The following is a 26,561-nucleotide window of genomic DNA, read 5'->3' as shown; positions in this document are numbered from 1 at the left end:
AGAGATTCTTTTCGGTTTAGCGAGGCGGCGTGGTTTTGTGTCGACTTTCAACATGCATCACGTTATACCCTGCGTATTTGGCGCTACAGGGTTGTTAGCTGTGCCAATGACATTGGGCTATCAGATGATTTCCAAGGATTGATTAATGCAAGAAATGTTATATCATCACAGTTTGGCTGTGATTGATAAATCGACCGTGAGTGATAAAACAAGCGCCGTTAACCGCCTGATGATTCTGCTCATTGCAGGAGGGGCGTTCATTTATAGCCATTTTGCTGAGGCCCACCCGCACAGCTTTATTGATATGGATGCCACCTTCGTCAGTGATAAACAGATGTTGGTTGGCATGAAAATGGTCTGGACGATGGATGAAATTACATCAGCCGATCTGTTATATGACGCTGAAAATGCCAAAAGTGATTCTGAAATCTGGAAGAAACTGGCGGCAGAAGTCATGGCTAACGTACTGGGGCAACACTACTTCACCGATATATATCGTGATGGCAGCCCAGTGAAATATAAAAATTTACCAACGGAATACCATCTAGCACGCAAGGGCCATCAAGCTGTTTTAACGTTTGTGATGCCATTGGCTGAACCACAACCCTTAGCCGGTAAACCGTTCATTATTTCAACTTATGACCCTACGTATTTTGTCGATATGACCTATGCCGATAACAAATCGGTCAGGCTGTCGCCAGAAATGGAAAAAATCTGCAAATTGACCTTATTCACCCCGAATCCCAATGCTTCATTGCAGGCTTATGCGCTGTCGTTGGATAAAAGTGATTCTCCTGGAGAAGATATGGAACTTGGAAAACAATTTGCACAGCGGATAACAGTGCAATGTCAGTAGGTATCAAGGTAGCTTCCCGTCAGCGGCATTGGTTGATAAATCTTTGGCCACTTTTGCTTTTTCTGTTGCTACTGGCTGGCGCGACCCATTTGGCGTGGCTATATTGGCCTGAACTGCTTTTTAAAACAGTGGTTTGGCAAAAAAACATGCACCAACAGATGGCTCAATTACTCCAACAGGTCAAGGCCAATCCACATCAGACCGGCTTAACGCTGATGCTGTTCAGTTTGATTTATGGTGTGATGCATGCGGTCGGCCCAGGGCACGGTAAAGTGGTGATTGTCACGTATTTGGCGACTCACCCAGCACAGCTAAAAAGTAGTCTGAAACTGACCTTTGCGGCTTCGATACTGCAAGGTGGTGTCGCCATCATGTTGGTGACGTTGCTGTTGGGGATAATGCAACTCTCTTCCCGTTATTTGCATCAAAGCAGCTTCTGGCTAGAAAAGGGGAGCTTCCTGCTCGTGGCTGCGTTAGGTGTTTTACTGTGCTATCGCGCGATAAAACGGCTTTATATTCAGGTAAAAGCGTTAAAACCGCAAAAAATAGCTATCCAGCGCATACAACCCTTCACCGCCGATCATGTCCATAGCGATGATTGTGGCTGTGGGCATCACCACTTACCCAGTGCGCAAGAGCTACAAGCGGGTAATGATTGGCGTACTCGATTGGCCATTGTATTGGCGATGGGGATGCGGCCTTGTTCAGGTGCCATCATGGTGTTGCTGTTTGCTAAAGTCATCGGCGTGTATTGGTGGGGGATACTATCCGCGCTGGCTATGGCAGTCGGGACATCTCTTACCATTTCTTTGCTGGCATTGTTTGTCCATTATGCGCGGCGATTGGCCGTGAAATTAAGTCGAAAACGCGCCCCAGCCGCATGGGGAGCAATTGCTTGGTCGACGTTGGCGCTAACTGGCGGGATTATTTTACTGTTTGCAGGAGGGCTGCTTTATCTTTCCAGTCAGCCTGAATTTATCGGGGGAATCCGACCTTTCGGCCGCTAAGTTTGGCGATAAAAAAAGCCAGTCATTCAATTCTGACTGGCTTTTTAGCTGAAACCGCGAATAAAGAGAATTAGCGCTTCAATGCATCACTAATTTCATCGTTCATCGCTTGAACGATAGATTTCACAATACGTGGGTTACCCGCGACGACATTACCAGAGCTAAAATGATTATGGCCGCCAGCAAAGTCAGTCACGATACCGCCAGACTCACGAACCAACAGTTCGCCACCCGCGAAATCCCACGGCTTCAAGCCAATTTCAAAGAAACCGTCAACGCGGCCCGCAGCGACATAGGCTAGATCCAGCGCGGCTGAGCCGGTACGACGGAAGTCTGCACAATGCTCAAACAGTTTACCCACGACACGCAGATAAGCAGGTGCGTGTTGTTTCACTTTGAATGGGAAGCCTGTCGCCAAAATGGTGCCGTCTAATTCTTTGGCATTGGTGCCGCGCAGACGATAACCGTTTAACTGAGCGCCTTGACCACGGGTTGCTGTAAATAGCTCGTTACGCATTGGGTCATAGACAACAGCGACTTCGGTGCGGCCTTTAATGCGCACAGCGATAGAAACAGCGAAATGGGGGAGACGTTTGATGAAGTTGGTGGTGCCATCCAGTGGATCAATAACCCATTGCACATCATAATCTTCGCCGAGCAACTCACCGCATTCTTCACTGATAATAGTGTGTTTTGGGTAAGATTTACGGATAACGTCGATGATCAGATGCTCAGCATCGCGGTCTACATTAGTAACAAAATCATTACTGCCTTTCTGGCTCGCTTCGACAGCGTCCGGAGTTTCATAATTTTTGGCAATCAGGTTACCGGCCTTACGCGCAGCGCGTATGGCGATAGTCAGCATCGGATGCATGGGTATCTTCCACTAGGATGTTAAAGAACGAGAAACGGCGCATAGTATAGCAGGGGATCCGATAAATGCCTATACCCGTTGTCCTTCAAGATGCAGGGGTGTTGGCTGCCCTTACTCACCCCAGTCACTTAGTTATCTGAGTTCCCGGGGATTCATTCAGTTGCCGCCTACCTAAATCTCAAAGTAGCTTGGGTATATGTCTGTGTTAAGATATGGCGATTACCCGTTATCCTCAGAGTTTGTATGTTACACAATATTCGTATCGTTTTGGTTGAGACTTCACACACTGGCAATATGGGCTCGACAGCTAGGGCCATGAAAACAATGGGATTAACCAATTTATATTTGGTCAATCCTTTGGTAAAACCGGACTCTCAGGCGATCGCGCTTTCTGCCGGTGCCAGTGATGTGATAGGTAATGCCACTATCGTCGATACTTTGGATGAGGCGCTCGCCGGATGTAGTTTGGTTGTCGGCACCAGTGCTCGTTCCCGTACACTACCTTGGCCAATGCTGGAACCGCGTGAATGCGGTGTTCGCAGTGCGCGTGAAGCAGAACATGCCCCTATCGCGCTGGTGTTTGGTCGTGAACGAGTCGGTCTGACGAACGATGAGTTACAGAAATGCCACTATCATGTGGCGATCCCCGCAAACCCAGAATACAGCTCGCTAAATTTGGCGATGGCCGTTCAAATCTTAGCTTATGAAGTGCGGGTGGCATTCCTTGATCGCCAACAAGCGGCTGCACCAATAATAGAAGAAGAAGCCCCATATCCATTGGTGGATGATTTGGAGCGCTTTTATCTGCATCTGGAACAGGTGCTGTCTCATACTGGTTTTATCCGCCAGGCACATCCGGGCCAGATTATGAGCAAATTACGCCGCTTGTTTACCCGCGCGCGCCCTGAGGCCCAAGAGCTGAATATCTTACGTGGCATGCTGACGTCAATTGAAAAGCAGGATAAATACCCACAGCGTGACGCCAATCATTCAGCTGAAAATAATAAAAATTAATGCCTTATATCAAATGGTTATTATAATTTTCACGGCATATTATTGAGAATGGAATAGGTCAATAATACTTGAGTGAATTACTAGGTTAAATAGTTGACTAAAACACTCAAGAATGTCAGACTTCTGGCTTGTTTTCGCCAACAGGTAATTTTAGCTATGAGACTGACATCCAAAGGCCGTTATGCCGTGACCGCCATGCTTGATGTGGCATTACATTCCCATGACGGGCCAGTTCCTCTGGCCGATATTTCTGAACGTCAGGGGATTTCGTTATCCTACTTGGAACAACTTTTCTCACGGTTACGCAAAAATGGCTTAGTCGCCAGCGTTCGTGGTCCAGGTGGCGGTTACCTGCTGGGTAAAGATGCATCAGCAATCGCAGTCGGTGCTGTGATTACCGCTGTTGACGAATCTGTCGATGCCACCCGTTGTCAGGGTAAAGAAGGTTGTCAGGGCGGTGATCGTTGCCTGACTCATACATTATGGCGTGATTTGAGCGAGCGCATCAGCAGCTTCCTCAATAACATCACACTGGCAGAACTGGTGAATAACCAAGATATCTTAGAGGTTGCGGATCGTCAGAATAACGATACGCGCCGTACGGCTAATGGCCGACCGCAAGAGACGATCAACGTCAATCTGCGCGCATAAGCAGAATCTGCGGAATTTTACGTTTTGGAAGTGATGTACGGAGCATAAGAGCAATGACCGAATCAAAAATAAAGACACCGATCTATTTGGATTACGCAGCAACGACCCCAGTTGATCCTCGTGTCGCTGAAAAAATGATGCAGTATCTGACTCTGGATGGCATTTTCGGTAACCCCGCCTCTCGTTCACATAAGTTTGGCTGGCAGGCAGAAGAAGCTGTTGATATTGCACGTAATGATATTGCTGCATTGGTTGGTGCTGACCCTCGCGAGATTGTCTTCACCTCCGGTGCAACAGAGTCCGATAATCTGGCCATCAAAGGTGCTGCTAACTTCTATCAGAAGAAAGGCAAGCACATCATCACCTGTAAAACCGAACATAAAGCTGTGCTGGATACCTGTCGCCAATTGGAGCGTGAAGGCTTCGAAGTGACGTATTTGGCACCGCAGCCTAACGGTATTATCGACCTGAAACAGCTTGAAGCGGCAATGCGTGAAGACACCATTTTGGTTTCTATCATGCATGTGAATAATGAGATCGGTGTGGTGCAGGATATCGCTGAAATTGGCGAAATGTGCCGCAGCCGTGGGATCATTTTCCATGTCGATGCCACACAAAGCGTCGGTAAATTACCTATCGATCTGAGCAAACTGAAAGTCGATCTGATGTCTTTCTCTGCCCATAAAGTTTATGGCCCGATGGGTATTGGTGCGCTATTTGTTCGTCGTAAGCCGCGTATTCGCATTGAAGCACAACAACACGGTGGTGGTCATGAGCGCGGCATGCGTTCCGGCACATTGCCAGTGCATCAAATCGCGGGTATGGGCGAAGCTTACCGTATCGCAAAAGAAGAGATGGAAAGCGAAGCTGCGCGTTTACGTTCACTGCGTCTGCGTCTGTGGAACGGTCTTAAAGATATTGAAGAAGTGTATCTGAACGGCGATTTAGAGAATGGCGCACCTGGCATTCTGAACGTCAGCTTCAACTATGTTGAGGGTGAGTCGCTTATCATGGCACTGAAAGATTTGGCTGTTTCATCAGGTTCAGCCTGTACTTCCGCGAGTCTGGAACCTTCTTACGTGTTGCGCGCGTTGGGGATGAACGACGAACTGGCTCACAGTTCAATTCGTTTCTCTCTGGGGCGTTTCACCACTGAAGAAGAGATCGACTACGCCATTGCGCTGGTACGTAAATCCATTGGCCGTCTGCGTGACTTGTCTCCGTTGTGGGAAATGTTCAAGCAGGGCGTGGATATCAGCAGCATTGAATGGTCTCACCATTAATTCCAGACTTTAAGATTCAGGAGAAATCACATGGCTTACAGCGAAAAAGTAATCGATCATTACGAAAATCCACGCAACGTCGGTTCATTCGACAACGCAGATCCAACGATTGGTAGCGGGATGGTCGGTGCACCTGCTTGCGGCGACGTTATGAAATTACAGATCAAAGTGAACGACGCCGGGATCATTGAAGACGCACGTTTCAAAACTTATGGCTGCGGTTCCGCCATTGCATCCAGCTCTTTGGTCACTGAATGGATGAAGGGCAAGTCTCTTGATCAGGCTGAAGCGATCAAGAATACCCAGATCGCTGAAGAACTGGAGTTACCGCCAGTCAAGATTCACTGCTCGATTCTGGCGGAAGATGCCATTAAAGCGGCTATCGCCGACTACAAAAGCAAACATACTGCAAAGTAATTGCGAACATGTAGTTGTAAAATAGGTCATTAATCACTAGCTCATTCTTAACTCAGTATTCATTCACTGAGTCTATGCCCAAAAAGATTTAGGGGGCAGGAAGGCGACACGTTAGATAACCCGATGAGCTTGCATCAGTCAGTGATTCGGAGCTGCGAGAGTCGCCAATACACCTGTCACTTGAACGATGAGCAGGGTATGAGTGGGTTTTCAGAGTTGAGGTTGTTGTATGTCGATATCAATCAGCGACAGTGCTGCACAACGGGTCAGCGCCTTTTTAAGTCACCGTGGTAAAGGCTTAGGTCTGCGCTTGGGTGTGAGAACTTCGGGCTGTTCTGGAATGGCGTATGTGCTGGAATTTGTTGATGAAATGAACGATGACGATATCGTTTTTGAAGACAAAGGCGTGAAAGTGATCATCGACGGCAAAAGCATGGTCTATCTTGACGGTACTGAGCTGGATTTCGTCAAAGAGGGGCTGAACGAAGGCTTTAAGTTCAACAACCCGAACGTCTCAAATGAGTGTGGATGTGGCGAAAGTTTTAACGTCTAATTAAAGCGTTAACGCCTAATCAATGCTTTAACGTCTCATGAAAGCGTTAAAACCTCATTTCGGTTTCGTTCCTGCCTCGGGCATTTGATGCTTTACATCGACTCGCCGTCATTGGTATGACTGTGAAGCCGCGAGCTAACACTTGCGGCTTTAATGACGAAGAGTGACAACCTCCAGAGCAAGCTATGGATTATTTTACATTATTCGGGTTACCCGCTAGCTATCAGGTTGACGGTACCCAACTCACTACCCGCTATCAAGAATTGCAGCGCCAATTCCATCCAGACCGTTTTGCAAACCAGCCTGAACGCGAGCGTTTGGCTTCATTGCAACAAGCCGCGACTATCAATGATGCTTACCAAACCTTGAAGCACCCGTTAAAACGGGCTGAGTATATGCTATCTTTGCAGGGGTTTGATTTAGGCAACGAACAGCACACCATGCGCGATACTGCGTTTTTGATGGAGCAGTTGGAGTTGCGTGAAGAGCTTGATGCTATCGAACGCCAACCTGATGCCGAAGCCCAGCTCGTGGCATTCAACGACCGACTGGCTCTGATGACACAAACACGTACTCAGCAAATGGTCGAGCAGTTGGCTCAACAGCAGTGGGAACCTGCGGCGGATACAGTCCGAAAATTACGTTTTCTGGATAAACTGCAGCAGCAAGTAGAACAGTTAGAAGAGCGGTTGTTTGATGATTTTGCGTAAGCAGCTTATGCATAAATAGCATGCAACATATTGATAAAAATAAATAAAATTCAATTTGTTGGTTACCAAAATGCTGAATGAATTCTTATTAGAGCATGTCGCGACAGTTTTTTTTATAGCTATATATGGCCTGTAATTTATCACCGGTATAGCTATAGACTCATGATTGATGGAAGCTCAACATGGCCTTATTACAAATTAGTGAGCCTGGTTTAACGGCGGCCCCGCATCAACGTCGGTTGGCTGCTGGGATAGATTTAGGCACTACCAACTCTTTGGTTGCCACCGTGCGTAGCGGTAAAGCGCAAACGCTGGTCGATGAACAGCAGCGGGACCTCTTGCCCTCTGTGGTGCACTATCAACAAAATGGTATTGATGTCGGTTGGCATGCGCGTGAGTTCGCCGCGCAGGATCCCGTCAATACGATCAGTTCAGTCAAACGCATGATGGGCCGCTCTTTGGCCGATATTGTGCAGCGTTACCCTAATCTGCCTTATCAATTCCAACCGAGCGAGAACGGCTTACCGATGATCCAGACCGCGGCTGGATGGGTCAATCCTATCCAAGTGTCTGCGGATATCCTCAAAGCGTTGGCACAGCGTGCACAAGCTGCGTTGGAAGGCTTACTTGATGGTGTCGTGATCACTGTTCCTGCCTATTTTGATGATGCTCAACGTCAAGGCACAAAAGACGCCGCGCGTTTGGCTGGGCTGCATGTGTTGCGTTTGCTCAATGAGCCTACGGCAGCGGCAATCGCATACGGTCTGGATTCAGGCCAAGAAGGGGTGATTGCCGTATACGATCTCGGGGGCGGCACCTTCGATATTTCTATTTTGCGTCTTAGCCGTGGTGTGTTTGAAGTGCTGGCCACGGGCGGTGATTCCGCATTAGGTGGTGATGATTTCGATCATCTATTGGCAGACTGGCTACGTGAGCAAGCAGGTATCGATTCCCGCGCTGATCATGGTATCCAGCGGCAACTCCTTGATGCGGCCATTGCGACCAAGATTACCTTGAGTGATGCCGATGTTGCCGACGTCTCTGTGGCGGGTTGGCAAGGACAGGTTACGCGGGCACAGTTTGAGGCTTTGATCGCCTCACTGGTCAAACGTACATTAATGGCTTGTCGTCGCACGTTGAAAGATGCAGGTGTCACTGCTGACGAAGTACTGCAAGTGGTTATGGTGGGAGGCTCAACCCGTGTTCCGCTGGTGCGTGAACAAGTAGGGCAGTTCTTTGGCCGCACGCCACTGACTTCCATTGATCCCGATAAAGTGGTCGCTATTGGTGCCGCGATTCAGGCTGACATTCTGGTGGGGAATAAACCCGACAGCGACATGCTGCTGCTGGATGTTATCCCACTCTCATTGGGGCTGGAAACCATGGGGGGATTGGTGGAGAAAGTGATCCCACGTAACACCACGATCCCTGCTGCCCGCGCGCAAGAATTCACCACCTTTAAAGATGGCCAAAGCGCGATGATGATTCACGTGCTGCAAGGTGAGCGTGAACTGGTACAAGACTGCCGTTCATTAGCGCGTTTCACCTTGCGCGGCTTGCCACCGCTGCCTGCGGGTGGCGCGCATATTCGCGTCACTTTCCAAGTGGATGCAGATGGCTTATTAAGTGTTACGGCAATGGAGAAATCCACTGGCGTTGAGGCATCGATTCAGGTGAAACCCTCCTACGGGCTAACGGATGATGAAATTGCCAATATGATTAAAGATTCGATGGCGAATGCGCATGAAGATATCAGTGCGCGTAAGTTAGCGGAACAACGCGTCGAAGGCGCCCGTGTGCTGGAAAGTTTGCAAGGCGCATTGGCGCAAGACGCCGCATTACTCAGTGAGCAAGAAAGTACGGCTATCGCTCAAGCGATGACGTTATTACAGCAGCAGATGCAGGGCAATGACCCGAACGCAATCGAAGCTGCGATCAAGGCGTTAGATGCACAAACGCAAGATTTTGCCGCGCGCCGGATGGATGACTCCATTCGCCGTGCTTTGGCTGGCCATTCAGTGGATGAGGTTTAATCATGCCCAAAATAGTATTTCTGCCCCATAAAGACCTTTGCCCGGATGGCGCAGTACTGGAAGCAACTCAAGGCGAGACGATACTGGACGTCGCCTTGCGTAATGGTATTGATATCGAGCATGCGTGTGAGAAATCTTGTGCCTGCACCACTTGCCACTGTGTGGTACGAGAGGGTTTCGATTCTCTGCCAGAAAGCAGCGAGTTGGAAGATGACATGTTGGATAAAGCGTGGGGTCTGGAACCGGAAAGCCGCTTGAGCTGTCAGGCCCGAGTGACTGACGAAGATCTGGTGGTTGAGATCCCTCGCTATACGATTAACCATGCGCGGGAGCACTAAAATGAGCTTAACGTGGCGAGATACACGCGAGATTGGTGAAGCCCTGTACGACCAATTTCCCGATACCGATCCTAAAACGGTGCGTTTTACTGATATGCATCAGTGGATTTGTGATCTGGAAGATTTTGATGACGATCCACAGGGATCGAATGAAAAAGTGCTAGAAGCTATCTTATTGGTCTGGTTAGATGAATTTGAGTAAGCAGATAAGGGTCGCGTAAGCGGCCTTTTTTCTTTCTGCTACTTTTTTCTTTCTGTTACTTTTTATCCGCTACTTTATATCTAACCGATGGCGTTTTTTAGCGTAAAGTGTTCGCTAGAAAAGTTTGATCGTTCGATAGAAAATTTTGTTTCGCCGTGGCTTACACAGTGCCACGTATAATCAGCTGACTAACAGCAAAAAATAATAATGACGAGGTCGTCTATGACAACAGAAATGATGCAAATCTCCTTATCCGATAGCCCAGCAGATGCTCGCTGGGGCGAGAAAGCGCTACTCAGTACCAATACAGAAGGCATGACCATTCATCTGAGTGCTAACGACAAGTTAAGTACTATCCAACGTGCTGCCCGCAAGGTTGATGGGCAAGGGATTAAGCAGGTTAAGCTGGCCGGTGAAGGCTGGGGGCTGGAGCAAAGCTGGGCATTTTGGCAAGGGTTCCGTGGACCAAAAGGTCAGCGTAGCGTTGAGTGGGCAGAACTGCCAGAGAATGAAAAAACTGAACTTGAACAACGTCTTAAAATTATCGATTGGGTACGTGACACCATTAATGCGCCAGCAGAAGACTTAGGTCCCGAGCAACTGGCTAAAAATGCCATTGATTTGATGTGTGCTGTTTCCTGCGATGCGGTCACCTACCGTATCACTAAAGGTGAAGATTTACGCGAGCAAGGCTACGCGGGGATTTATACCGTCGGGCGTGGCTCTGATCGTGCGCCGGTACTCTTGGCGTTGGACTACAACCCGACCGGCAATCCAGAGGCGCCCGTCATGGCCTGCTTGGTGGGGAAAGGAATTACCTTTGATTCAGGTGGTTACAGCCTGAAACAGAGCGCATTTATGGATTCCATGAAATCCGATATGGGGGGCGCAGCAACCGTGACGGGTGCATTGGCATTGGCGGTGGCTCGCGGGCTAAAAGAACGTGTGAAGCTCTACCTCTGTTGCGCAGATAATATGGTGAGCGGCAATGCTTTTAAGTTGGGCGATATCATTCGTTACCGTAATGGCAAAACGGTCGAGATCATGAATACCGATGCTGAAGGGCGTTTGGTCTTGGCCGATGGCCTGATTGATGCTTCTGAGCAAAAAGCCCCATTGATTATTGATGCAGCGACCTTAACCGGTGCGGCGAAAACCGCTTTGGGTAATGATTATCATGCATTGTTCAGCTTTGATGATGAGCTGGCGCAAGAGCTGTTAAACAGCGCGAAAAGTGAGCATGAACCCTTCTGGCGCTTGCCTTTGGCTGAATTCCATCGTAGCCAGTTACCGTCTAATTTTGCTGAATTGAATAATGTGGCGGGTGCCGCATACAGTGCTGGTGCTAGTACTGCCGCAGCCTTCTTGTCGCATTTTGTGAAAAATTACCAGCAAGGCTGGCTGCACATTGATTGCTCAGCTACTTACCGTAAAGGGGCAGTTGATCAGTGGTCTGCCGGTGCGACAGGATTAGGGGTGCGTACCATTGCCAATTTATTGTTAGCGAAGGCAAAATAGTTTTTTATAAAGATCAGCGGGGGCGGCTTTGTGCCCCTCAGACAGATACCAACGTTAATCGGCGGGGAAATGTGCCGGATGGGTCGTAACGGCGTGAGCCGTCGGAGCGCCCATCGGTGCAGTCGCCCCGTCAATCTCCGGAGTAGAGCATGAGTTTGCCGCAACCCCCCATTGATGATAACCACGATCATCACCACCATGATGATGACCAAAGTTTAGAATCTCTGCTAAAACTGGCCGCGACGACATCGATTCATCGCATCGCTTTTTTCCGCGCTTTACTGGATGCCACCGTCTTAGTGCTGGTGGATAACTCAGCGCAAAGTGATGAAGACGATGAGATGACATTCACGGCGGCTAATGGGGTGAATATTTTGCATTGGGAAAAACAGGACGGTGAATCTGTCATTCCCTTCTTCACTTCGATAGAGGTGTTGCAGCAGGCGCTGGATCTCGCCGAAGACCAACCTCTTAATGCCGAAAAACAGCCTTTTATCGCGATGCCGGTGCGAGTGTTATTCGAAATGACACAGGGCGCACACCTGTTTTTGAATCCAAAATCAGAGCATGGCAAAGAGTTTTGGCCGCAAGAAGTCGCCATGTTATTGGAAAATGGTGGTGTCGCTCAGCCTGCTGAAATGACTGTCGATAAAGAGAGTCAAATCCTGCTAGGGCAGCCAGAAGAGTACCCTTCAGCTATGGTTGACGCGCTAATACAGCTATTCAGCCAGCGTAAACCTGTGCGGCGAGCATTTTTGGCACTGATGCATGATAAGAGTGTGGACGAGAAACCGAACTTACTGGTTGGGCTAGAAGTGGATGGTCCTGAAGATGAGATTGACCAGTTGATTCAAGAGGCCGGCAATGTTGCCAGCGACCACGCACCGGACGATAGCCCTGTCGATTTTTGTCTGGTGAGTGAGAAGGAGCGTGGTGTCAGCCATTATCTGATGACCCATACCCAAGCATTTTACCAACGCAGATGGGGCAGTTGGCTGAGGAATGTGATTCCATCTACTAGCCATTAGGAATAATGGAGAGTAGGGCTGTGCTATTTTCAATCAGAAATAGGTTAGCCCAATAAGCGCCAATAGAAAGGGAGCCATCATGGCTCCCTTTTTTAATCACAATAAATTGTTTTATCACAATCAATCGTTCTGACAACACTCAGTTCTTATGGCTACATGAAGAACTTAGTGAGCGATTTAGAAGGTATAAGCGACACCGAGGTTGATAGTGACCGGAGTATCAACGTTTTTGCCTTTAGACACCTTAACTTCAGAACCGACAGACAGGTTTTTCGTCACATTCACGTTAGCGCCCAGACCGGCATTGATTCGAGTTCCTTTACGGCTGTTATCAAACATTTCGTTGTTGATCATCACATCGTTGCTCGCCTTCAGATCTTGATCAAACGACAACAGTGCATATGGCTTGATTTCAGCGCCGTTGTTCAATACGAAGCGGTAACCAGTGTTCATACCAATAGTCCCCATTGTGTTACTCGAACCTTTATTCTCTACTTTCATGCCGTTAGACAACTCGGACGAACTCTTGCCTGAAGTAAAGGTGCTCAGTGCAACATAAGGCGAAATATACGCTGCATCAAGATTGATATGTTTGCCCGCTTTTACCGCGATGCCCAGACCGGAGATGTTGGCATTACCATTTGCGCTGTGACTCTGCGAGGCAATATTCAGCTTCTGCTTAAATTGGTTTGCCTTCAACACACCATTCAGGTAATAGCCGTTATTGGTTAAATACTGCGCATAAGCACCCAGTGAGTTACTTTTCACACTGCCGCTGCTTTGGTAATCAGATTTGATATCTGAGTTACTGTAGCTGCCGAAACCGCCCACGTTTAGCACTGAATCACCAATTTCAATGGCTTTATCACCACCGAAGGTCATACCGCTGAGTTTTTGGTCGAAATTCGCTGCCGTGCCACTGACTTTAAAATTATCGTTCAGGTAATTAACCCATACGCCACTTTTATTGCCAGAGGTGCTTTGCTTATCCAAACGATTTTGAATCGAGCTTAACTCCGCGTTAAAGATAACTGGCAAGGTATTAGCAACAGCCAAAACACCCGCAGTACTTGGCGTCAACTTGGTGAGGTCAGCCACCAGTTTAAAACCACCTTGTCCATCGCTAACGAGTGTGTGCAGGTAGTTACCCAAGTTCACTGCACCGTTGCCGAGTGTAAAGCGGGCATTGTTTGCACCCTGTACACTAATAAGTTTCAGGTTAGTTGGTGCGACCCCATTGTCCTTAATCTGAATATCAAATGTACCATTAGCATTACCCAAAACATTCAGTGGCGCATTTGCTTGGTTGTACAGTGATGACGCGAGGGTGAAGTTACCATTGCCTGCCAGTGATGCCATGGTCAACTGAGTATTGGTACTGCTCATATCAATCGTGCCGCCGTTCAGCGTCACATTTTTAAAGGCAAACTGTGCAGGATTTATCATTGCAGCACGGTGAAACGCTGACTGTGGTGCATTCGCGCCAATCAACCGCAAGTTACCGCCTAAGTTCAGGTCGGCATCTGCTGTTTTAGCGCCTTCATACACACTAATAACGCTGTTTGCCTTGCTATCAATGGTGCCGCTAATTTTCGCTGTTTTTTCGAAGATAGCAGAACCACCATTTAAGGTTGCGTCCTTAAGCTGACCGGCAATCATGGCAATACCATCATCCAGTTCAAGCTTCATGGCCTGAGCGCGTTCCATCACGCTGAATTTACCGCCTTTAACCGTGGTGTTATTGGCAGTGCCTCCACCAGCAACATTAAACTCCCCGTTGTTGAGTAGGGTGTCGTTAGCCGTACCAGCAAGGTCGAACTTACCGCGATTAACCGTGGTGGTGTTGGCCGTCGCATTCGTATTAACAGTAAACGTCCCGCTATGAACTTTGGTATCTTTAGTTTCTGCACCGTCGAAGAGAGTGAAGTTTGAGCCATCAAGCAGCAAGGTACCATCAGCTTTAGCGCCATTTTCTAGATTTAATTCGGCAAAATACAAACTAGTGTCAAGTGCTTCTGCACCTGTTTGGATGATGAATGCGTTCACTCGACCGTGCACTGTCGTCTTTTCAGCTTTGGCTCCTGATTCGAGTATCAGTTCACTTCCTTCGCTACCTTGTACAGTCGTATCTTTAGCACTAGCGCCAGATTTAACAGTCATCGTACCGTTATTTAGCGTGGATGAAGTGGCTGATGCACCGCTCTCTAATACAAACTGACTCGAGTCAGCTTCCAACATTGCTCCAGAGGTGGTCGCATTGTTTTTAAGCGTAAAAGTACTGTCAGCGCCAATGATCGTTTGGTTAGCCGTTGCGCCTTCAATCAAATCCAGAGCCGCGTCAATTAGCGTTGTTTTTTCTGCTTTAGCACCAGCTTCAATTGTCAGCGTACCACCATCAATAGTGGTATTAGAGGCACTGGCACCGGTTTTAAGTTCTATCTTACCTTTCGTACTGCTCAGGCTATTAATTTGAGCAAACTCACCGACCGTGACATTACCCCCTTCAAGTACTTTCGCATCAATGGATTTAGCGAGGTTATCTTTGTCGGTTCCTGCCAATTCTAACAGGCCCTTAGCACCAACCAGCGTGTTGAAGTCCTTACCACCGCGACTAATCATGGTGCCTTCGGTGATCACGGTTTCAAAGGCATGTGCACCTGCTGCAAGGTCTATTTTGCCATTGTCTGTAATAACGCTGGCAATGATCTTACTTTTATCCGCGACATCGTGGGTACCACTGGTAACTTGTTTACCAAAGGCAACAGTATCTGCAATGGCTGACTGTTTATCATTTAAGTTGGCGCCTAGCTTCTCTCTCTGTTCTTGGGTAATGACACCTTGCTTAAGATAGTTATCCAGCTTTTGGAGGGCTTCTACTTTCAGTTTAAGTTCTGACGGAAGTCCTGTTAAATCATTGGCTAAGTGTGCGGTAACTAGCAACTCTGCTTCTGCAGTTGTGAACCCATCTTGGGTACTGACTTTGTCAACAAAAACATCTTTTGCAGTTGCAGTGAGTTTAATTTTATTCTCATCGCTTGGATTTATTGCATAGGCCAGCGCAGTTTCTAAATTCGCCACTTTTTTATTAAGACTATCTTTAATTTTGGCTAAGTCTTTAGTTGCTTGTGCTTTCTCGTTAGGTGCTAACTTGGATAATTGGTTCTCATAATCTTTTATAGTCCGCTCATTACTCGCTTTTACTTTCTCAATCTGAAGCTTAGCTTCTTCGATCATCTCGGGCGTAATCGGCACTCCGGCAGGGAAGATATCTTCCATTGGTACATCAGTAGAAGATTTAGTGCTCACTACCGGATTATAGCCAAGCAAGAAACTTCCACCATTAGCTATACGTTGAAAGCCGCCTGTCGGCACCTGAGTGACATTGCCTGTACTTACCTGAGGGCCATTTGGAGAAATATTATTTTTTGTAGGCATCGATGATGTAGCCGTAGTTGTTCCAGATGCTATCAGCGAAGAGATCAGAATAGATAAAGGTAATAAGCGCGTATTTAATGTATTGCGATGAGACATAGTTTTATAATTTCCTACTTACAGGTGAATTTGAAAGACTTAATGAAAATAACAAAGTAAAAATGTTGGGAGGAATATAAGGAATTAAAGGTCTATAGCCTAGTTATTAAAACATTAATTACTTTGATTTATACTTATTTGATTTTTAATTCTATTTTTCAGTTAGAGTGGTTGTGATTAACTTGTTGTTTTGTATTGATTTAATTCAATTATTCTTTTGTCTATTACTTTTTAATTTTAATTAAATTAAAATTTTATCAAAAAAATATTAAATGCATTTTCCGATCTTTTCCTAAAAAATCCAAATATAAATTAGTGAAATTTACGTTCATTTGTGCTGAGAAAACTCTCATGAGTGCTTATCTATATTACCCTTCAGACGAATGCTATAATCCTGCTATCAGCCAGGGAGCAAGATATGAATCACATCGGTTTGCAGCGGTTAATCTCATTCATGAAAGGGCATCGGACAGCGACATTCGTCAGTGGTGTGTTATTAAGTACCACATTACTTTTAACGGGTTGCGATGACAGTAAAAGTAAAGATGAAACTGTCGTCGCACCTGCGCCGGTCGCGACGCAAGCGACAGTTTCTACTCCCGACACTCCGGTGAGCAAAGCAAAAGATGCGGCAACATTGGCAGAATTAGCCAAACGCCATGCCGATCAGCCGTTGACCTTACTGGATGCTTCGGAGCTGCAACTGGATGGGGCCAGTGCTATGGTGCTGACCTTCTCGCAACCGCTGGACCCAAATCAGGATTTCGCTTCACAAGTGCATCTAGTGGATACTGTCAGTGGCAAAATTGATGGTGGCTGGGAGCTATCAGACAATTCGATGGAGCTGCGTTTACGCCACCTCAAACCTGAGCGCAAATTGCTGTTGACCGTTGATAGCACGCTAAAAGGAGTGGGCGGCGCTCAGCTTGGTGCGCAACAACAGCAGCAAATCACCACTCGTGATATCAAACCGAGTGTTGGTTTTGCCAGTCGTGGTTCTTTGCTGCCCGCTAAACTGGCACAAGGCCTGCCGGTGATGGCACTGAATGTGGATAATGTTGATGTGAACTTCTTCCGCATTAAGCAAGATAGCTTGGCTAACTTCCTCGCCACTTGGCAGTATCGCAGTTCACTCTCTAACTGGGAGTCAGACGATCTGCTGAAAATGGCTGATTTGGTCTATACCGGCCGTTTTGACCTCAATCCTGCCGTCAATACCCGTGAAAAACTGCTGCTACCACTGGCGGATATTAAGCCGCTGCAAGAATCTGGTGTTTATCTGGCAGTGATGCAACAAGCCGGGCATTACAGCTATACCAATGCGGCCACCTTATTTACCCTCAGTGATATTGGTGTTTCACTGCACAGCTACCACAACCGGATGGATGTCTTCACGCAAGCGCTGGCAGGTGGTGCCGCCATGAAAGGCGTGTCATTGCAGCTATTAGATGATAAAGGCCAAGTGCTGGCGCAGGCCGAGACGGATGGGCAAGGCCATGCGCAACTGGACAAAAATACCAAAGCGAAGTTGTTATTGGCGTCGCAGAACGGGCAAACCAGCCTGATTGACCTCAATGCACCCGCGCTGGATCTGGCTGAATTTGATATCGCGGGGCCGGAAGGTTTCCAGAAGCAGTTCTTTGCCTTCGGTCCCCGTGATTTGTATCGCCCCGGTGAAACCTTAATCGTCAATGGGTTACTGCGCGATGCAGACGGGAAACCGTTAACCACGCAACCGGTGAAAGTCGATATCCTCAAACCCGATAGCCAAGTGGTGCGCAGTTTTGTCTGGCAGCCGCAAGAGGGGCTCTATCAATACCAATACGCTATTCCTGAGGCTGGCCCGACGGGGGAGTGGTCGCTGCGTTTCGACTTGGGTGATAACCAGCCGCGTTTGTACAAATTCAAAGTGGAAGATTTCCTGCCTGAACGTATGGCGTTGGACATTAGCGCCAGTAAAGAGCCTATCGCCACCGACAGTGAAGCGAGTTTTGCCGTCACGGGCCGCTATTTATACGGTGCTCCGGCTTCTGGCAACCGCTTGCAAGGCCAACTGTTCTTACGCCCGCAACGTGAAGCTGTTGCGTCATTACCCGGTTTTGAATTTGGTTCGATTATCGAAGAAAACCTGTCACGGACTTTGGATGAGTTTGATACCACGCTCGACAGTGACGGCCAAACGGATGTTGAAGTAGAGAACAACTGGCAAAATGCCCAGTCGCCACTAAAAGTGATTTTACAGGCCAGTTTGTTGGAATCAGGCGGCCGACCGGTCACTCGCCGCGCGGAACAAGCCGTGTGGCCTGCCGAAGCGCTGGCCGGTATTCGCCCACTGTTCAATAAACAGCAGGTATATGATTACCGCAGTGACAGCTATAAGTCGCAAGCGATGGTCGATCAAGACACGCAGGCTGATTTTGAAATCGTTTATGCCAATGCCGACGGTGAAAAGCTCGCGGTTGATGGCTTGAAAGTTAAGTTGGTGCGTGAACGCCGCGATTATTACTGGCAGTGGTCAGAAAGCGATGGCTGGCAGTCACTGTTTGATAAAAAAGATCTCCAACTGGCGGAGCAAACCGTCAATATCGCTGCCAACGGCAGCGCGAAAGTGAGCTTCCCAGTGGAATGGGGCGCCTACCGTATTGAGGTGAGCAATCCTGATAATGAGCTGGTCAGCAGTTCGCGCTTCTGGGCCGGTTACAGTTGGCAAGATAATACCTCGGGTAGTGGTGCTGTACGACCGGACCAAGTGAAACTGACGCTGGATAAACCGGCTTATCGCCCAGGCGAAAAAGTGAAATTGCACATTCAAGCGCCTGCCGCTGGGAATGGCTACCTATTGGTGGAGTCCAGCGACGGCCCACTTTGGTGGCAAGAAGTGACTATTCCAGAAGGGGGCTCTGAGGTTGAAGTGCCGATTAACCACGGCTGGAATCGCCATGATTTATATCTCAGTGCAACGGTGATCCGCCCCGGTGACAAAGCTCAGCAATCGACCCCTAAACGGGCTATTGGTTTGCTGCATCTGCCGTTAGTGGATGAAACTCGTAAGTTAGCACTGCAATTAGACGCGCCTGCACGTATTCGGCCGAATCAAACCTTAACGGTGAAAGTGAAAGCGGAACGTACGGGGGCACCGTTGCCTGAAAAAGTACAAGTGCTGGTGTCTGCTGTTGATAGCGGGATTTTAAATATTACCGATTACACAACGCCGGACCCTTACGATGCTTTCTTTGGTCGTAAACGTTACAGCGCCGATCAATACGATGTTTACGGGCAGCTCATTGAAGGGCAGGGCCGTTTAGCCAGCTTACGGTTTGGTGGTGATGGTGATGACGAAGATGCACTATCTCGTGGGGGCAAAAAGCCGATCACTGAAGTGACCATCGTGGCGCAGCAAGCTCAACCTGTCACACTGAATGCGCAAGGTGAAGGCACGGTCGAATTGGCGATCCCTGATTTCAACGGTGAACTGCGCTTGATGGCGCAAGCTTGGAGTCAGGAGGACTTCGGTAAGGCGGAGTCTAAAGTGGTGGTTGCCGCGCCATTGATTGCTCAATTGGCTACTCCGCGTTTCTTAGCTGGCGGTGATAGCACAGAGTTGGCGTTAGATCTCAGTAACTTATCCGGCCAGCCGCAAACTCTTTCTCTTAATCTCGTCGCCAGCGATTTATTGGCGTTAAAAGGCGAACCCACTCAAACGGTCACGCTGGCCAATGGTGAACGTAAAACGGTATTGATTCCGGTTCGAGCGTTGAATGGTTTTGGGCAGGGTGATATTGGCTTGACCATCAAGGGTATGGTGTTACCTAATGAGAAACTGGCTGACTATCAACATCATTGGAAAATTGGTGTGCGTCCAGCCTATCCTGCTCAAACTCGTCATTTCGCCAATGTACTGCGCAGTGGCGAAAGTTGGAGCCTGCCAGCGGAAGCCCTAGCGGGATTAGCGCCAGAAACTCTGCAAGGGCAACTGTTGGTAACCAGCCGTCCGCCGCTCAATTTGGCGCGTTATATCAGCGAGTTATACGCTTATCCGTATGGCTGTCTGGAACAAACGGTGAGCGGATTATATCCTTCGCTGTACAGCAACCACGCGCAACTTACTGCGCTAGGGATTAAGGCGGATAGCGATGAAAAACGACGCCAAACGATCGATGTGGGTATTGAGCATCTGCTCAGTATGCAGCGATATAACGGCGGTTTTGGTTTGTGGAGCAATGACAGCCCTGAAGAGTTTTGGCTGACGGCTTATGCCACTGACTTCCTGTATCGCGCAAGCCAACAGGGTTACAGTGTGCCGGCGGCCGCATTAACCGCCGCCAATGCACGCTTGCAGCGCTATTTGCAAGATCCTAACCAGATTGAAATTCGTTACAGTGAGCAAACCAAGCACACCCGCTTTGCCGTGCAAGCCTATGCCGGTTTAGTGCTCGCGCAGCAGCAGCAGGCATCACTGGGAGCATTGCGCCAATTGTATACCCGCAGCAATGACGCTCGTTCAGGTCTGCCACTGGTACAGTTGGGGGTCGCACTGAAGTTGATGGGCGATATGCCACGAGCCAAAGAAGCCATCACACAAGGGCTGAATACCCAGCGTAGCGATAAGGATTATTGGCTGGAAGATTACGGCAGTTCAGTGCGCGATGATGCGTTGATTTTGGCACTATTAACCGACAACAATTTACTGCCAGAAGCGCGAGATACGCGTTTGTTGGCGCTATCCGATACACTGGTAGGCCGTAATTATCTCTCCACCCAAGAAAGTAATGCGTTGTTTTTAGCGGGCCGCACACTCATGAGTGGAGCTGAGACACCATGGCAACTGGCGATAGCATCGCAGACGGCATCACTCGAGAACAGTACCACGCTGACGCAGAGTAGTGCATTGAACCAAAACTGGTCGGCGCAACAACTGGCTGAAGGGATGCAACTGCAAAACCGAGGTGAAACTCCATTGTACAGCCGCGTCGATGTCGTGGGTTATCCGCAGCAAACACCAGTCCCGTTTAGTCGCAACCTCCATATCAACCGCAGTTATATCGGGCTTGATGGCAAGCCGTTACAGCTATCGCAACTGAAAAGTGGTGAACTAGTGCTGGTGCATCTCGATGTGTGGGCTGATCAGCGCGTACCGGATGCACTGGTGGTAGATTTACTGCCTGCGGGCTTGGAGCTGGAAAACCAAAATCTGGGAGACAGCAGCGCCAGTTTGGGTGAGAGCGCCAACAGTGTGACCGAGCTATTGCAGGATATGCAGCAGTCAGATATTAAGCATCAGGAATTCCGTGATGACCGCTATGTTGCGGCGGTTAGCGTTGATGGTTACCGCCACACGACCTTGCTGTATCTGGCGCGCGCGGTCACACCGGGTATCTACCAAGTGCCCGCGCCACAAGTAGAATCCATGTATGTGCCGGATTGGCGAGCATTAGGTGTCACGCCGATGCAACTTGAAATCGTTAAATAAGTTTTCCCCCTTGATGGCTGGCGACGCGCTGCACTGAAGGGGGGACCACATTATGCGAATCGCGCCGTTTTCTCGTTATCGTCGCCTGTGGTGGGCGTTGGTGATAATAGCCTTGTTACTACCGGCCGCGTTGTGGCTGGCAGATAGGTTATGGCCATTGCCATTGACGCAAGTTCAGGTCGCCCGCGTGGTGGTGGCTGAAGACGGCACGCCCTTATGGCGTTTTGCGGATGCCGAAGGTGTATGGCGCTATCCGGTCAAACTGCAAGACGTTTCGCCATACTACCTGCAAGCGCTGCTCACATTCGAAGATCGCTGGTTTTACACTCACCCAGGCGTCAATCCATTGGCGTTGGCCCGTGCTGTTTGGCAAGATCTGCGCGCAGGTAAAATACTGTCTGGTGGCAGTACGTTATCGATGCAAGTTGCACGCCTTATCGACCCACATCCACGCACGTTTACCGGCAAGTTGCGGCAAGTTTGGCGAACCTTTCAACTTGAGTGGCATTTCTCCAAAGATCAAATTCTCGAACTCTACCTGAATCGCGCCCCTTTTGGTGGCACGCTACAAGGGATTGGGGCCGCCAGCTGGACCTATCTAGGGAAACCGCCTTCCCAATTAACCCCTGCAGAAGCTGCATTGTTAGCGGTATTGCCGCAAGCCCCTAGCCGCTTGCGCCCTGATCGTTATCCACTGCTTGCCAAAGCGGCGCGCGATAAAGTCCTCACTCGTTTAGCTGATTATCATGTGTGGTCGGCAGAACAGGTGGCTGAGATTAAACAAGAAGATATCTGGTTAGCACCGCGTCAGGTGCCACAACTAGCCCCACTGTTGGCGCGGCGTTTGAGTACAGGCAATCAGCGGGAAGTGATTCAGACCACGTTAGATGCACCATTGCAGCGCCAACTGGAAGATATGGCTGCCGGTTGGCGTCGGCAATTACCAGAGAAAACATCGCTGGGGCTGCTGGTGGTTGATCATACCACCATGAATGTACGGGCTTATCTGGGGTCGGTTGATTTTCAGGATAACAGCCGCTTCGGCCATGTGGATATGGTTAGCGCTTGGCGTTCACCGGGTTCGACACTGAAGCCATTTCTCTATGCGATGGCATTGGATGACGGTCTGATCCATGCTGAATCCTTGTTGCAGGATGTTCCGCGCCGCTTCGGTGATTATCGCCCCGGTAATTTCGATACCGGATTTCATGGCCCAGTCAGTGCCAGCGAAGCCTTGGTCCGTTCACTGAACTTACCGGCAGTGCAATTGTTGGAAGCCTACGGCCCTAAACGCTTTACTGCGAATTTACGCAATGGCGGCCTGAACTTGCGCTTTCCACCTCACAGTGAACCGAGTCTGGCAGTCATTCTTGGCGGGACGGGCTCACGATTGGACCAGTTAGTTGCCGCCTATAGTGCGTTTGCTCGTGGTGGTATGGCGGCGACATTGCGCTTTGAACCCCAGCAGCAGGTGCAGGAGCGTCGGCTGTTTTCAGCGGGTGCGGCATGGATTATCCGGCGGATATTAGCCGGCGAAAGCAGACCATTGCCGGATGATAGCTTGCCGGTAACAGTACCCTTGGCTTGGAAAACCGGCACCAGTTACGGTTATCGTGATGCGTGGGCAATCGGAGTCAATGCCCGTTATACCATCGGCGTGTGGGTCGGGCGGCCCGACGGGACCCCTGTCGCTGGGCAGTTTGGTTATGCCACGGCTATCCCTATTCTCAATCAAGTCAATAACTTGCTGCTAGTGGGAATGCAACAAAATGGCCGCCAGTTACCGAGGGATCCGCGGCCTGCATCAGTTAGTCGAGCAGAGATCTGTTGGCCAAATGGACAGCCGCTGGCGGCGGGGGACAGTAACTGCCGACAACGTCGCCAGAGCTGGGTGCTTGATGGCACACTGCCACCCACATTGGTGGCAGCAGGTCAGGAGAATGTACAAGGTAGCCAACTCAGTGTGTGGCTCGATGCTCAGGGCTTGCGAGTGGCGGCTGACTGCCCGCAGGCCACGCCACATCAAATCGCGTTATGGCCGCTGCCACTTGAACCTTGGTTACCGGTCGTAGAGCGCCGCAAACAACGTTTGCCAGCAATGAATCCGCAATGCCCACCACAAGGTCGTATTGACCCAGCCCCCTTGCTGATTTTAGGACTGCGTGATGGCGCTGTTGTTAAACGTTTACCCGGTCATAACAGTCTTGATCTGCGTCTTGCAACCCAAGGTGGCAGTGGACAACACTGGTGGTTTCTCAATGGGGAGCAAGTTGCAGTAACTGAAAATAATCAGTCATGGGTACAAACATTGTCTACCCCAGGACACTATCAACTTAGTCTATTGGACGAAAGTGGATTAGTCAGTAATTTGGGGTTTCGTGTAGAGTAGTTTTTTCTTTAATAAAGAAATTACAGTATTTGCATCAATAATTTTAAAATTAGACTTCTTGTAATAAAAAATGAGATGTAAATAACATTCACTTATTCGCTAGACTCACTTGGTTGCTGGCAACCTATATCGCCATAAAGACATTTCCCTTAACTAACGATAGGGTGGGTTTTAATGATGAAGAATAAGTGTCTACTATTATTTTTTTTAATGCTAATGGTTTTAAGCTCTAAGGTGTTAGCAGAAAGAAATGAAATTTGCTTTTATGCAGACTCTAATTATACAGGAGAATCTATCTGTGCTGCAGAAGGCAATGAAGTTAAAAGTATAATGAAGAACTGGAATGACAGGATATCATCCATTAGTGTTCCGAAGGGTATGACTGTTTTAATCTATGAGGGTAATAACTTTTCTGGTCGTTCAATGACATTAAAAAGTAATATTGATTTTTTATCTCATCCAGATTTAAGATATTTTAACGATATTATTAGTTCTTTCAAAATAAAGTATTCTGCTTGTTTTTATGAGTATGACCGGTTCGATGGTAAGGCCATTTGCCTCTCTGATGATGAACAAACTGACTTATATAATGAAAAGCAACATAATATTTCGGACTCATTGAATGATAGGATCAGCTCGATTAGTGTCCCTTCAGCTATGCAAGTGACTCTCTACAAAGATGACCGTTACAATGGCGATAGATTCGTGTTAACCGAGAACTTTTTGTTAGATGCTTTAAAAGAACTGGGCATGGCTTTTAATATTTCGAGTATTACGGCATCGCAAATAGATAATTTTGTTTGTGATCGTTCTTGTGTTGTCAATAACAAGATGGTTATCCCGATAAAGAGTGTTTTTGGTCAATATTGGAATGATGAACGGATAGGTGCAAAGCAAGTATTAATCAGTCTTAAGCTGACAGGTAATGATGATTATTTAATTTGGTTGTCTGATAATGGGCTTATCAGAGTTAAAGATAGAGTTATATATTATATTCATGATTACATTAGTAATGCTGCTTATTATGAAATGAGTAGTGATAGTAATCGGTTGTCAATATTGACACGTTTCAATGGCGGGTATTTTGAATCGCAATTTATAGAATCTTTTGACTATGAAATGCGCTATTTATCACCCATAATTGGATATTTATTTAATCCCAGTAAAGATGATATTCACTTTTCTATTTTGAATTTCAACTTAAATGAAAATAAATCAGTTATCATAGATAAAATTGTGATGACCGTTGAAAAAGCTAAGCGAAGAGTTGAACGTAGTATCCCAAGTGTGGCGTCTTGTTGGTTAATGCCAATACTCAATATTTATAACTATATTGTTCAAGGGAAATGCAATCAGGTTGATCGTTTCGTGGGTAATGTATCTGATTTCTTTGATGGCAGTAGCGATAAAATATTGCAAATTTCAGGTACATCAAAACCCTTACCTAAAGTTGATTCCAATAATGAAAATATTTTTCGAAATCATTTGATTCTTTCATCAACGCCCTACGGCACACTCACCCATATTAAGGCTGGATTGAATAAGGAATCACTAACGCTGCTTGCAACCGCCTTAGCTTGTAAAGTTTCGATGAAGGAACAATTACTCCCACATATACGGACTCGGCGTGAAGACTCTCCTGCATGTATTGATTGGACATTGGATATCCTAACGAGCTTTACTCTGTTATTTGGCGGCAGCCTAGCAGGCTGGAATGCAGAAAATTTTGGACGAGTCATTGATCGTATTCTTCATCATCAGGATACTGGGTATGCCGTATCAGATATTGAAGCCGAGACACGCCTGGTCCGTAGCGTCGGGGCTTTTATTGCCGCGAATGTCGATGAGGATTTGATTCGCTTAAAAACAGCATTCGACTTCTCTCAACTCAGTTATGCCAATTATCTTAGTCATAATAATACTGAATCCCCAGTACTCCCACCACAGCGCTCACAGGAGTTACTGCTTGGCCGTTATGAGTTGGTACTAGAAAACTTCAGCTATACAGAAACTATTCCCAGAATAAGAGAGGCAGGGCAGTGGGTTGAGCATCCTGAACTGAATTTTGAGATTGAAATCATTACAGGTCCACCCACTGAAACGTTGTCCGCTCGACAAAATGTGAGTCCTACGGTAGATGAATGGCACCGGATATACCGCCAGCCTCTTCCACTGATGATAAATAGTAGTGAAGATTCTGATGATATTGAACCCAGCGTACGTCGTGCCAGAGACTCGGTTATTCCAGCCTCGCGTATTGTCAGTGATGTTATTCAGAGTTGGTTAAGAACCAGTCGCGAAGATTATATTTATGTCATCGTGCGGCTATCAGGGAAGATAGTGAGTATCACATTGGCTGTTGATATTAACGAAACAGATATGGGGATTGGGGGGTCACTGTCAGATCCTGCGTATGTGCTGCACCCGTTAAATGTGGGGACGGTTAGAGGTGCTGGCACCGCAGCTATCAAAGCACTTGCTCAGTTTGCCGCTAAAAAAGGTAAACGGGCTTTAGTTTCAGATGTGATTAGCCAACCCTCAGCGATTGTAAAAAAGAAAGTTGGGTTTAGATTTATTGAAGAATTGTAAATGGGGCCAGATAAATGTGATTTGTGCATAAATTTGAGCAATTAAGATAAATATTTTTTAATAAAATGTTGTGATTCCCATATGCAAGCGCTTATCAC

General features: G+C 47.9%; 18 protein-coding genes. 16 read left to right on the top strand and 2 right to left on the bottom strand.

What is annotated here, in order from left to right; translation table 11 throughout:
- The first annotated feature begins 229 nt into the window (after positions 1-229).
- Positions 230-856, top strand: coding sequence for a DUF1007 family protein (locus BN68_RS16045; protein ID WP_051144575.1), 627 nt, complete (start codon positions 230-232; stop codon positions 854-856).
- Positions 847-1,863 carry a nickel/cobalt transporter gene (locus BN68_RS16040; RefSeq protein ID WP_019212186.1) on the top strand — a complete coding sequence of 339 codons (1,017 nt, stop codon included), beginning with the start codon at positions 847-849 and terminating at the stop codon, positions 1,861-1,863. The genes BN68_RS16045 and BN68_RS16040 overlap by 10 nt, the downstream gene beginning before the upstream one ends.
- Positions 1,864-1,933: 70 nt before the next feature.
- Here the strand turns inward: BN68_RS16040 and suhB are convergent, their stop codons facing one another.
- Entirely contained in the window at positions 1,934-2,737 is an 804-nt protein-coding gene (gene suhB / locus BN68_RS16035) for an inositol-1-monophosphatase (RefSeq protein WP_019212185.1), read from the bottom strand.
- Between the two features lie 243 nt (positions 2,738-2,980).
- Between suhB and trmJ the strand changes: the two genes are divergently transcribed.
- From trmJ to sseB, 11 genes are all read left to right on the top strand, one after another.
- The gene (trmJ, locus tag BN68_RS16030) at positions 2,981-3,751 is read left to right on the top strand and encodes a tRNA (cytosine(32)/uridine(32)-2'-O)-methyltransferase TrmJ (protein ID WP_019212184.1); all 771 of its coding nucleotides are present in this window, start codon (positions 2,981-2,983) and stop codon (positions 3,749-3,751) included.
- A 156-nt stretch (positions 3,752-3,907) separates the two neighbouring features.
- Positions 3,908-4,402 carry a Fe-S cluster assembly transcriptional regulator IscR gene (iscR, locus tag BN68_RS16025; RefSeq protein WP_004393583.1) on the top strand — a complete coding sequence of 165 codons (495 nt, stop codon included), beginning with the start codon at positions 3,908-3,910 and terminating at the stop codon, positions 4,400-4,402.
- 68 nt (positions 4,403-4,470) lie between these two features.
- The gene (locus BN68_RS16020) at positions 4,471-5,685 is read left to right on the top strand and encodes an IscS subfamily cysteine desulfurase (RefSeq protein ID WP_042806900.1); all 1,215 of its coding nucleotides are present in this window, start codon (positions 4,471-4,473) and stop codon (positions 5,683-5,685) included.
- Between the two features lie 30 nt (positions 5,686-5,715).
- The gene (gene iscU, locus BN68_RS16015) at positions 5,716-6,102 is read left to right on the top strand and encodes a Fe-S cluster assembly scaffold IscU (protein WP_019212182.1); all 387 of its coding nucleotides are present in this window, start codon (positions 5,716-5,718) and stop codon (positions 6,100-6,102) included.
- A gap of 229 nt (positions 6,103-6,331) precedes the next feature.
- Positions 6,332-6,655: an iron-sulfur cluster assembly protein IscA gene (gene iscA / locus BN68_RS16010; protein ID WP_004874655.1), complete on the top strand. Its 324-nt coding sequence runs from the start codon at positions 6,332-6,334 to the stop codon at positions 6,653-6,655.
- A 185-nt stretch (positions 6,656-6,840) separates the two neighbouring features.
- Complete coding sequence (gene hscB, locus BN68_RS16005) at positions 6,841-7,365, top strand: co-chaperone HscB (RefSeq protein WP_019212181.1); 525 nt, start codon at positions 6,841-6,843, stop codon at positions 7,363-7,365.
- 182 nt (positions 7,366-7,547) lie between these two features.
- Entirely contained in the window at positions 7,548-9,398 is a 1,851-nt protein-coding gene (gene hscA, locus BN68_RS16000; protein WP_019212180.1) for a Fe-S protein assembly chaperone HscA, read from the top strand.
- Positions 9,399-9,400: 2 nt separating this feature from the next.
- Positions 9,401-9,736: an ISC system 2Fe-2S type ferredoxin gene (gene fdx, locus BN68_RS15995; protein WP_004713939.1), complete on the top strand. Its 336-nt coding sequence runs from the start codon at positions 9,401-9,403 to the stop codon at positions 9,734-9,736.
- A gap of 1 nt (position 9,737) precedes the next feature.
- On the top strand, positions 9,738-9,938 hold the full coding sequence (gene iscX, locus BN68_RS15990; protein ID WP_019212179.1) for a Fe-S cluster assembly protein IscX: 201 nt from the start codon (positions 9,738-9,740) through the stop codon (positions 9,936-9,938).
- Between the two features lie 222 nt (positions 9,939-10,160).
- Entirely contained in the window at positions 10,161-11,456 is a 1,296-nt protein-coding gene (pepB, locus tag BN68_RS15985; RefSeq protein WP_019212178.1) for an aminopeptidase PepB, read from the top strand.
- 149 nt (positions 11,457-11,605) lie between these two features.
- Entirely contained in the window at positions 11,606-12,484 is an 879-nt protein-coding gene (sseB, locus tag BN68_RS15980) for an enhanced serine sensitivity protein SseB (protein ID WP_019212177.1), read from the top strand.
- A 177-nt stretch (positions 12,485-12,661) separates the two neighbouring features.
- Here the strand turns inward: sseB and BN68_RS15975 are convergent, their stop codons facing one another.
- The gene (locus BN68_RS15975) at positions 12,662-16,015 is read right to left on the bottom strand and encodes an autotransporter outer membrane beta-barrel domain-containing protein (protein ID WP_019212176.1); all 3,354 of its coding nucleotides are present in this window, start codon (positions 16,013-16,015) and stop codon (positions 12,662-12,664) included.
- Between the two features lie 418 nt (positions 16,016-16,433).
- Here BN68_RS15975 and BN68_RS15970 point away from each other — a divergent pair, with 418 nt between their 5' ends.
- The 3 genes from BN68_RS15970 (at position 16,434) to BN68_RS15960 (ending at position 26,463) form a co-directional block, all read left to right on the top strand.
- Entirely contained in the window at positions 16,434-21,485 is a 5,052-nt protein-coding gene (locus BN68_RS15970; RefSeq protein WP_019212175.1) for an alpha-2-macroglobulin family protein, read from the top strand.
- Between the two features lie 52 nt (positions 21,486-21,537).
- Positions 21,538-23,874: a peptidoglycan glycosyltransferase PbpC gene (gene pbpC / locus BN68_RS15965; protein WP_019212174.1), complete on the top strand. Its 2,337-nt coding sequence runs from the start codon at positions 21,538-21,540 to the stop codon at positions 23,872-23,874.
- Positions 23,875-24,048: 174 nt separating this feature from the next.
- On the top strand, positions 24,049-26,463 hold the full coding sequence (locus BN68_RS15960) for a peptidase inhibitor family I36 protein (RefSeq protein ID WP_019212173.1): 2,415 nt from the start codon (positions 24,049-24,051) through the stop codon (positions 26,461-26,463).
- Positions 26,464-26,561: the final 98 nt, after the last annotated feature.

The organism is Yersinia massiliensis CCUG 53443 (genome assembly GCF_000312485.1).
Taxonomy (GTDB): domain Bacteria; phylum Pseudomonadota; class Gammaproteobacteria; order Enterobacterales; family Enterobacteriaceae; genus Yersinia; species Yersinia massiliensis.
This window is presented reverse-complemented; position numbering and strand designations above follow the sequence as displayed.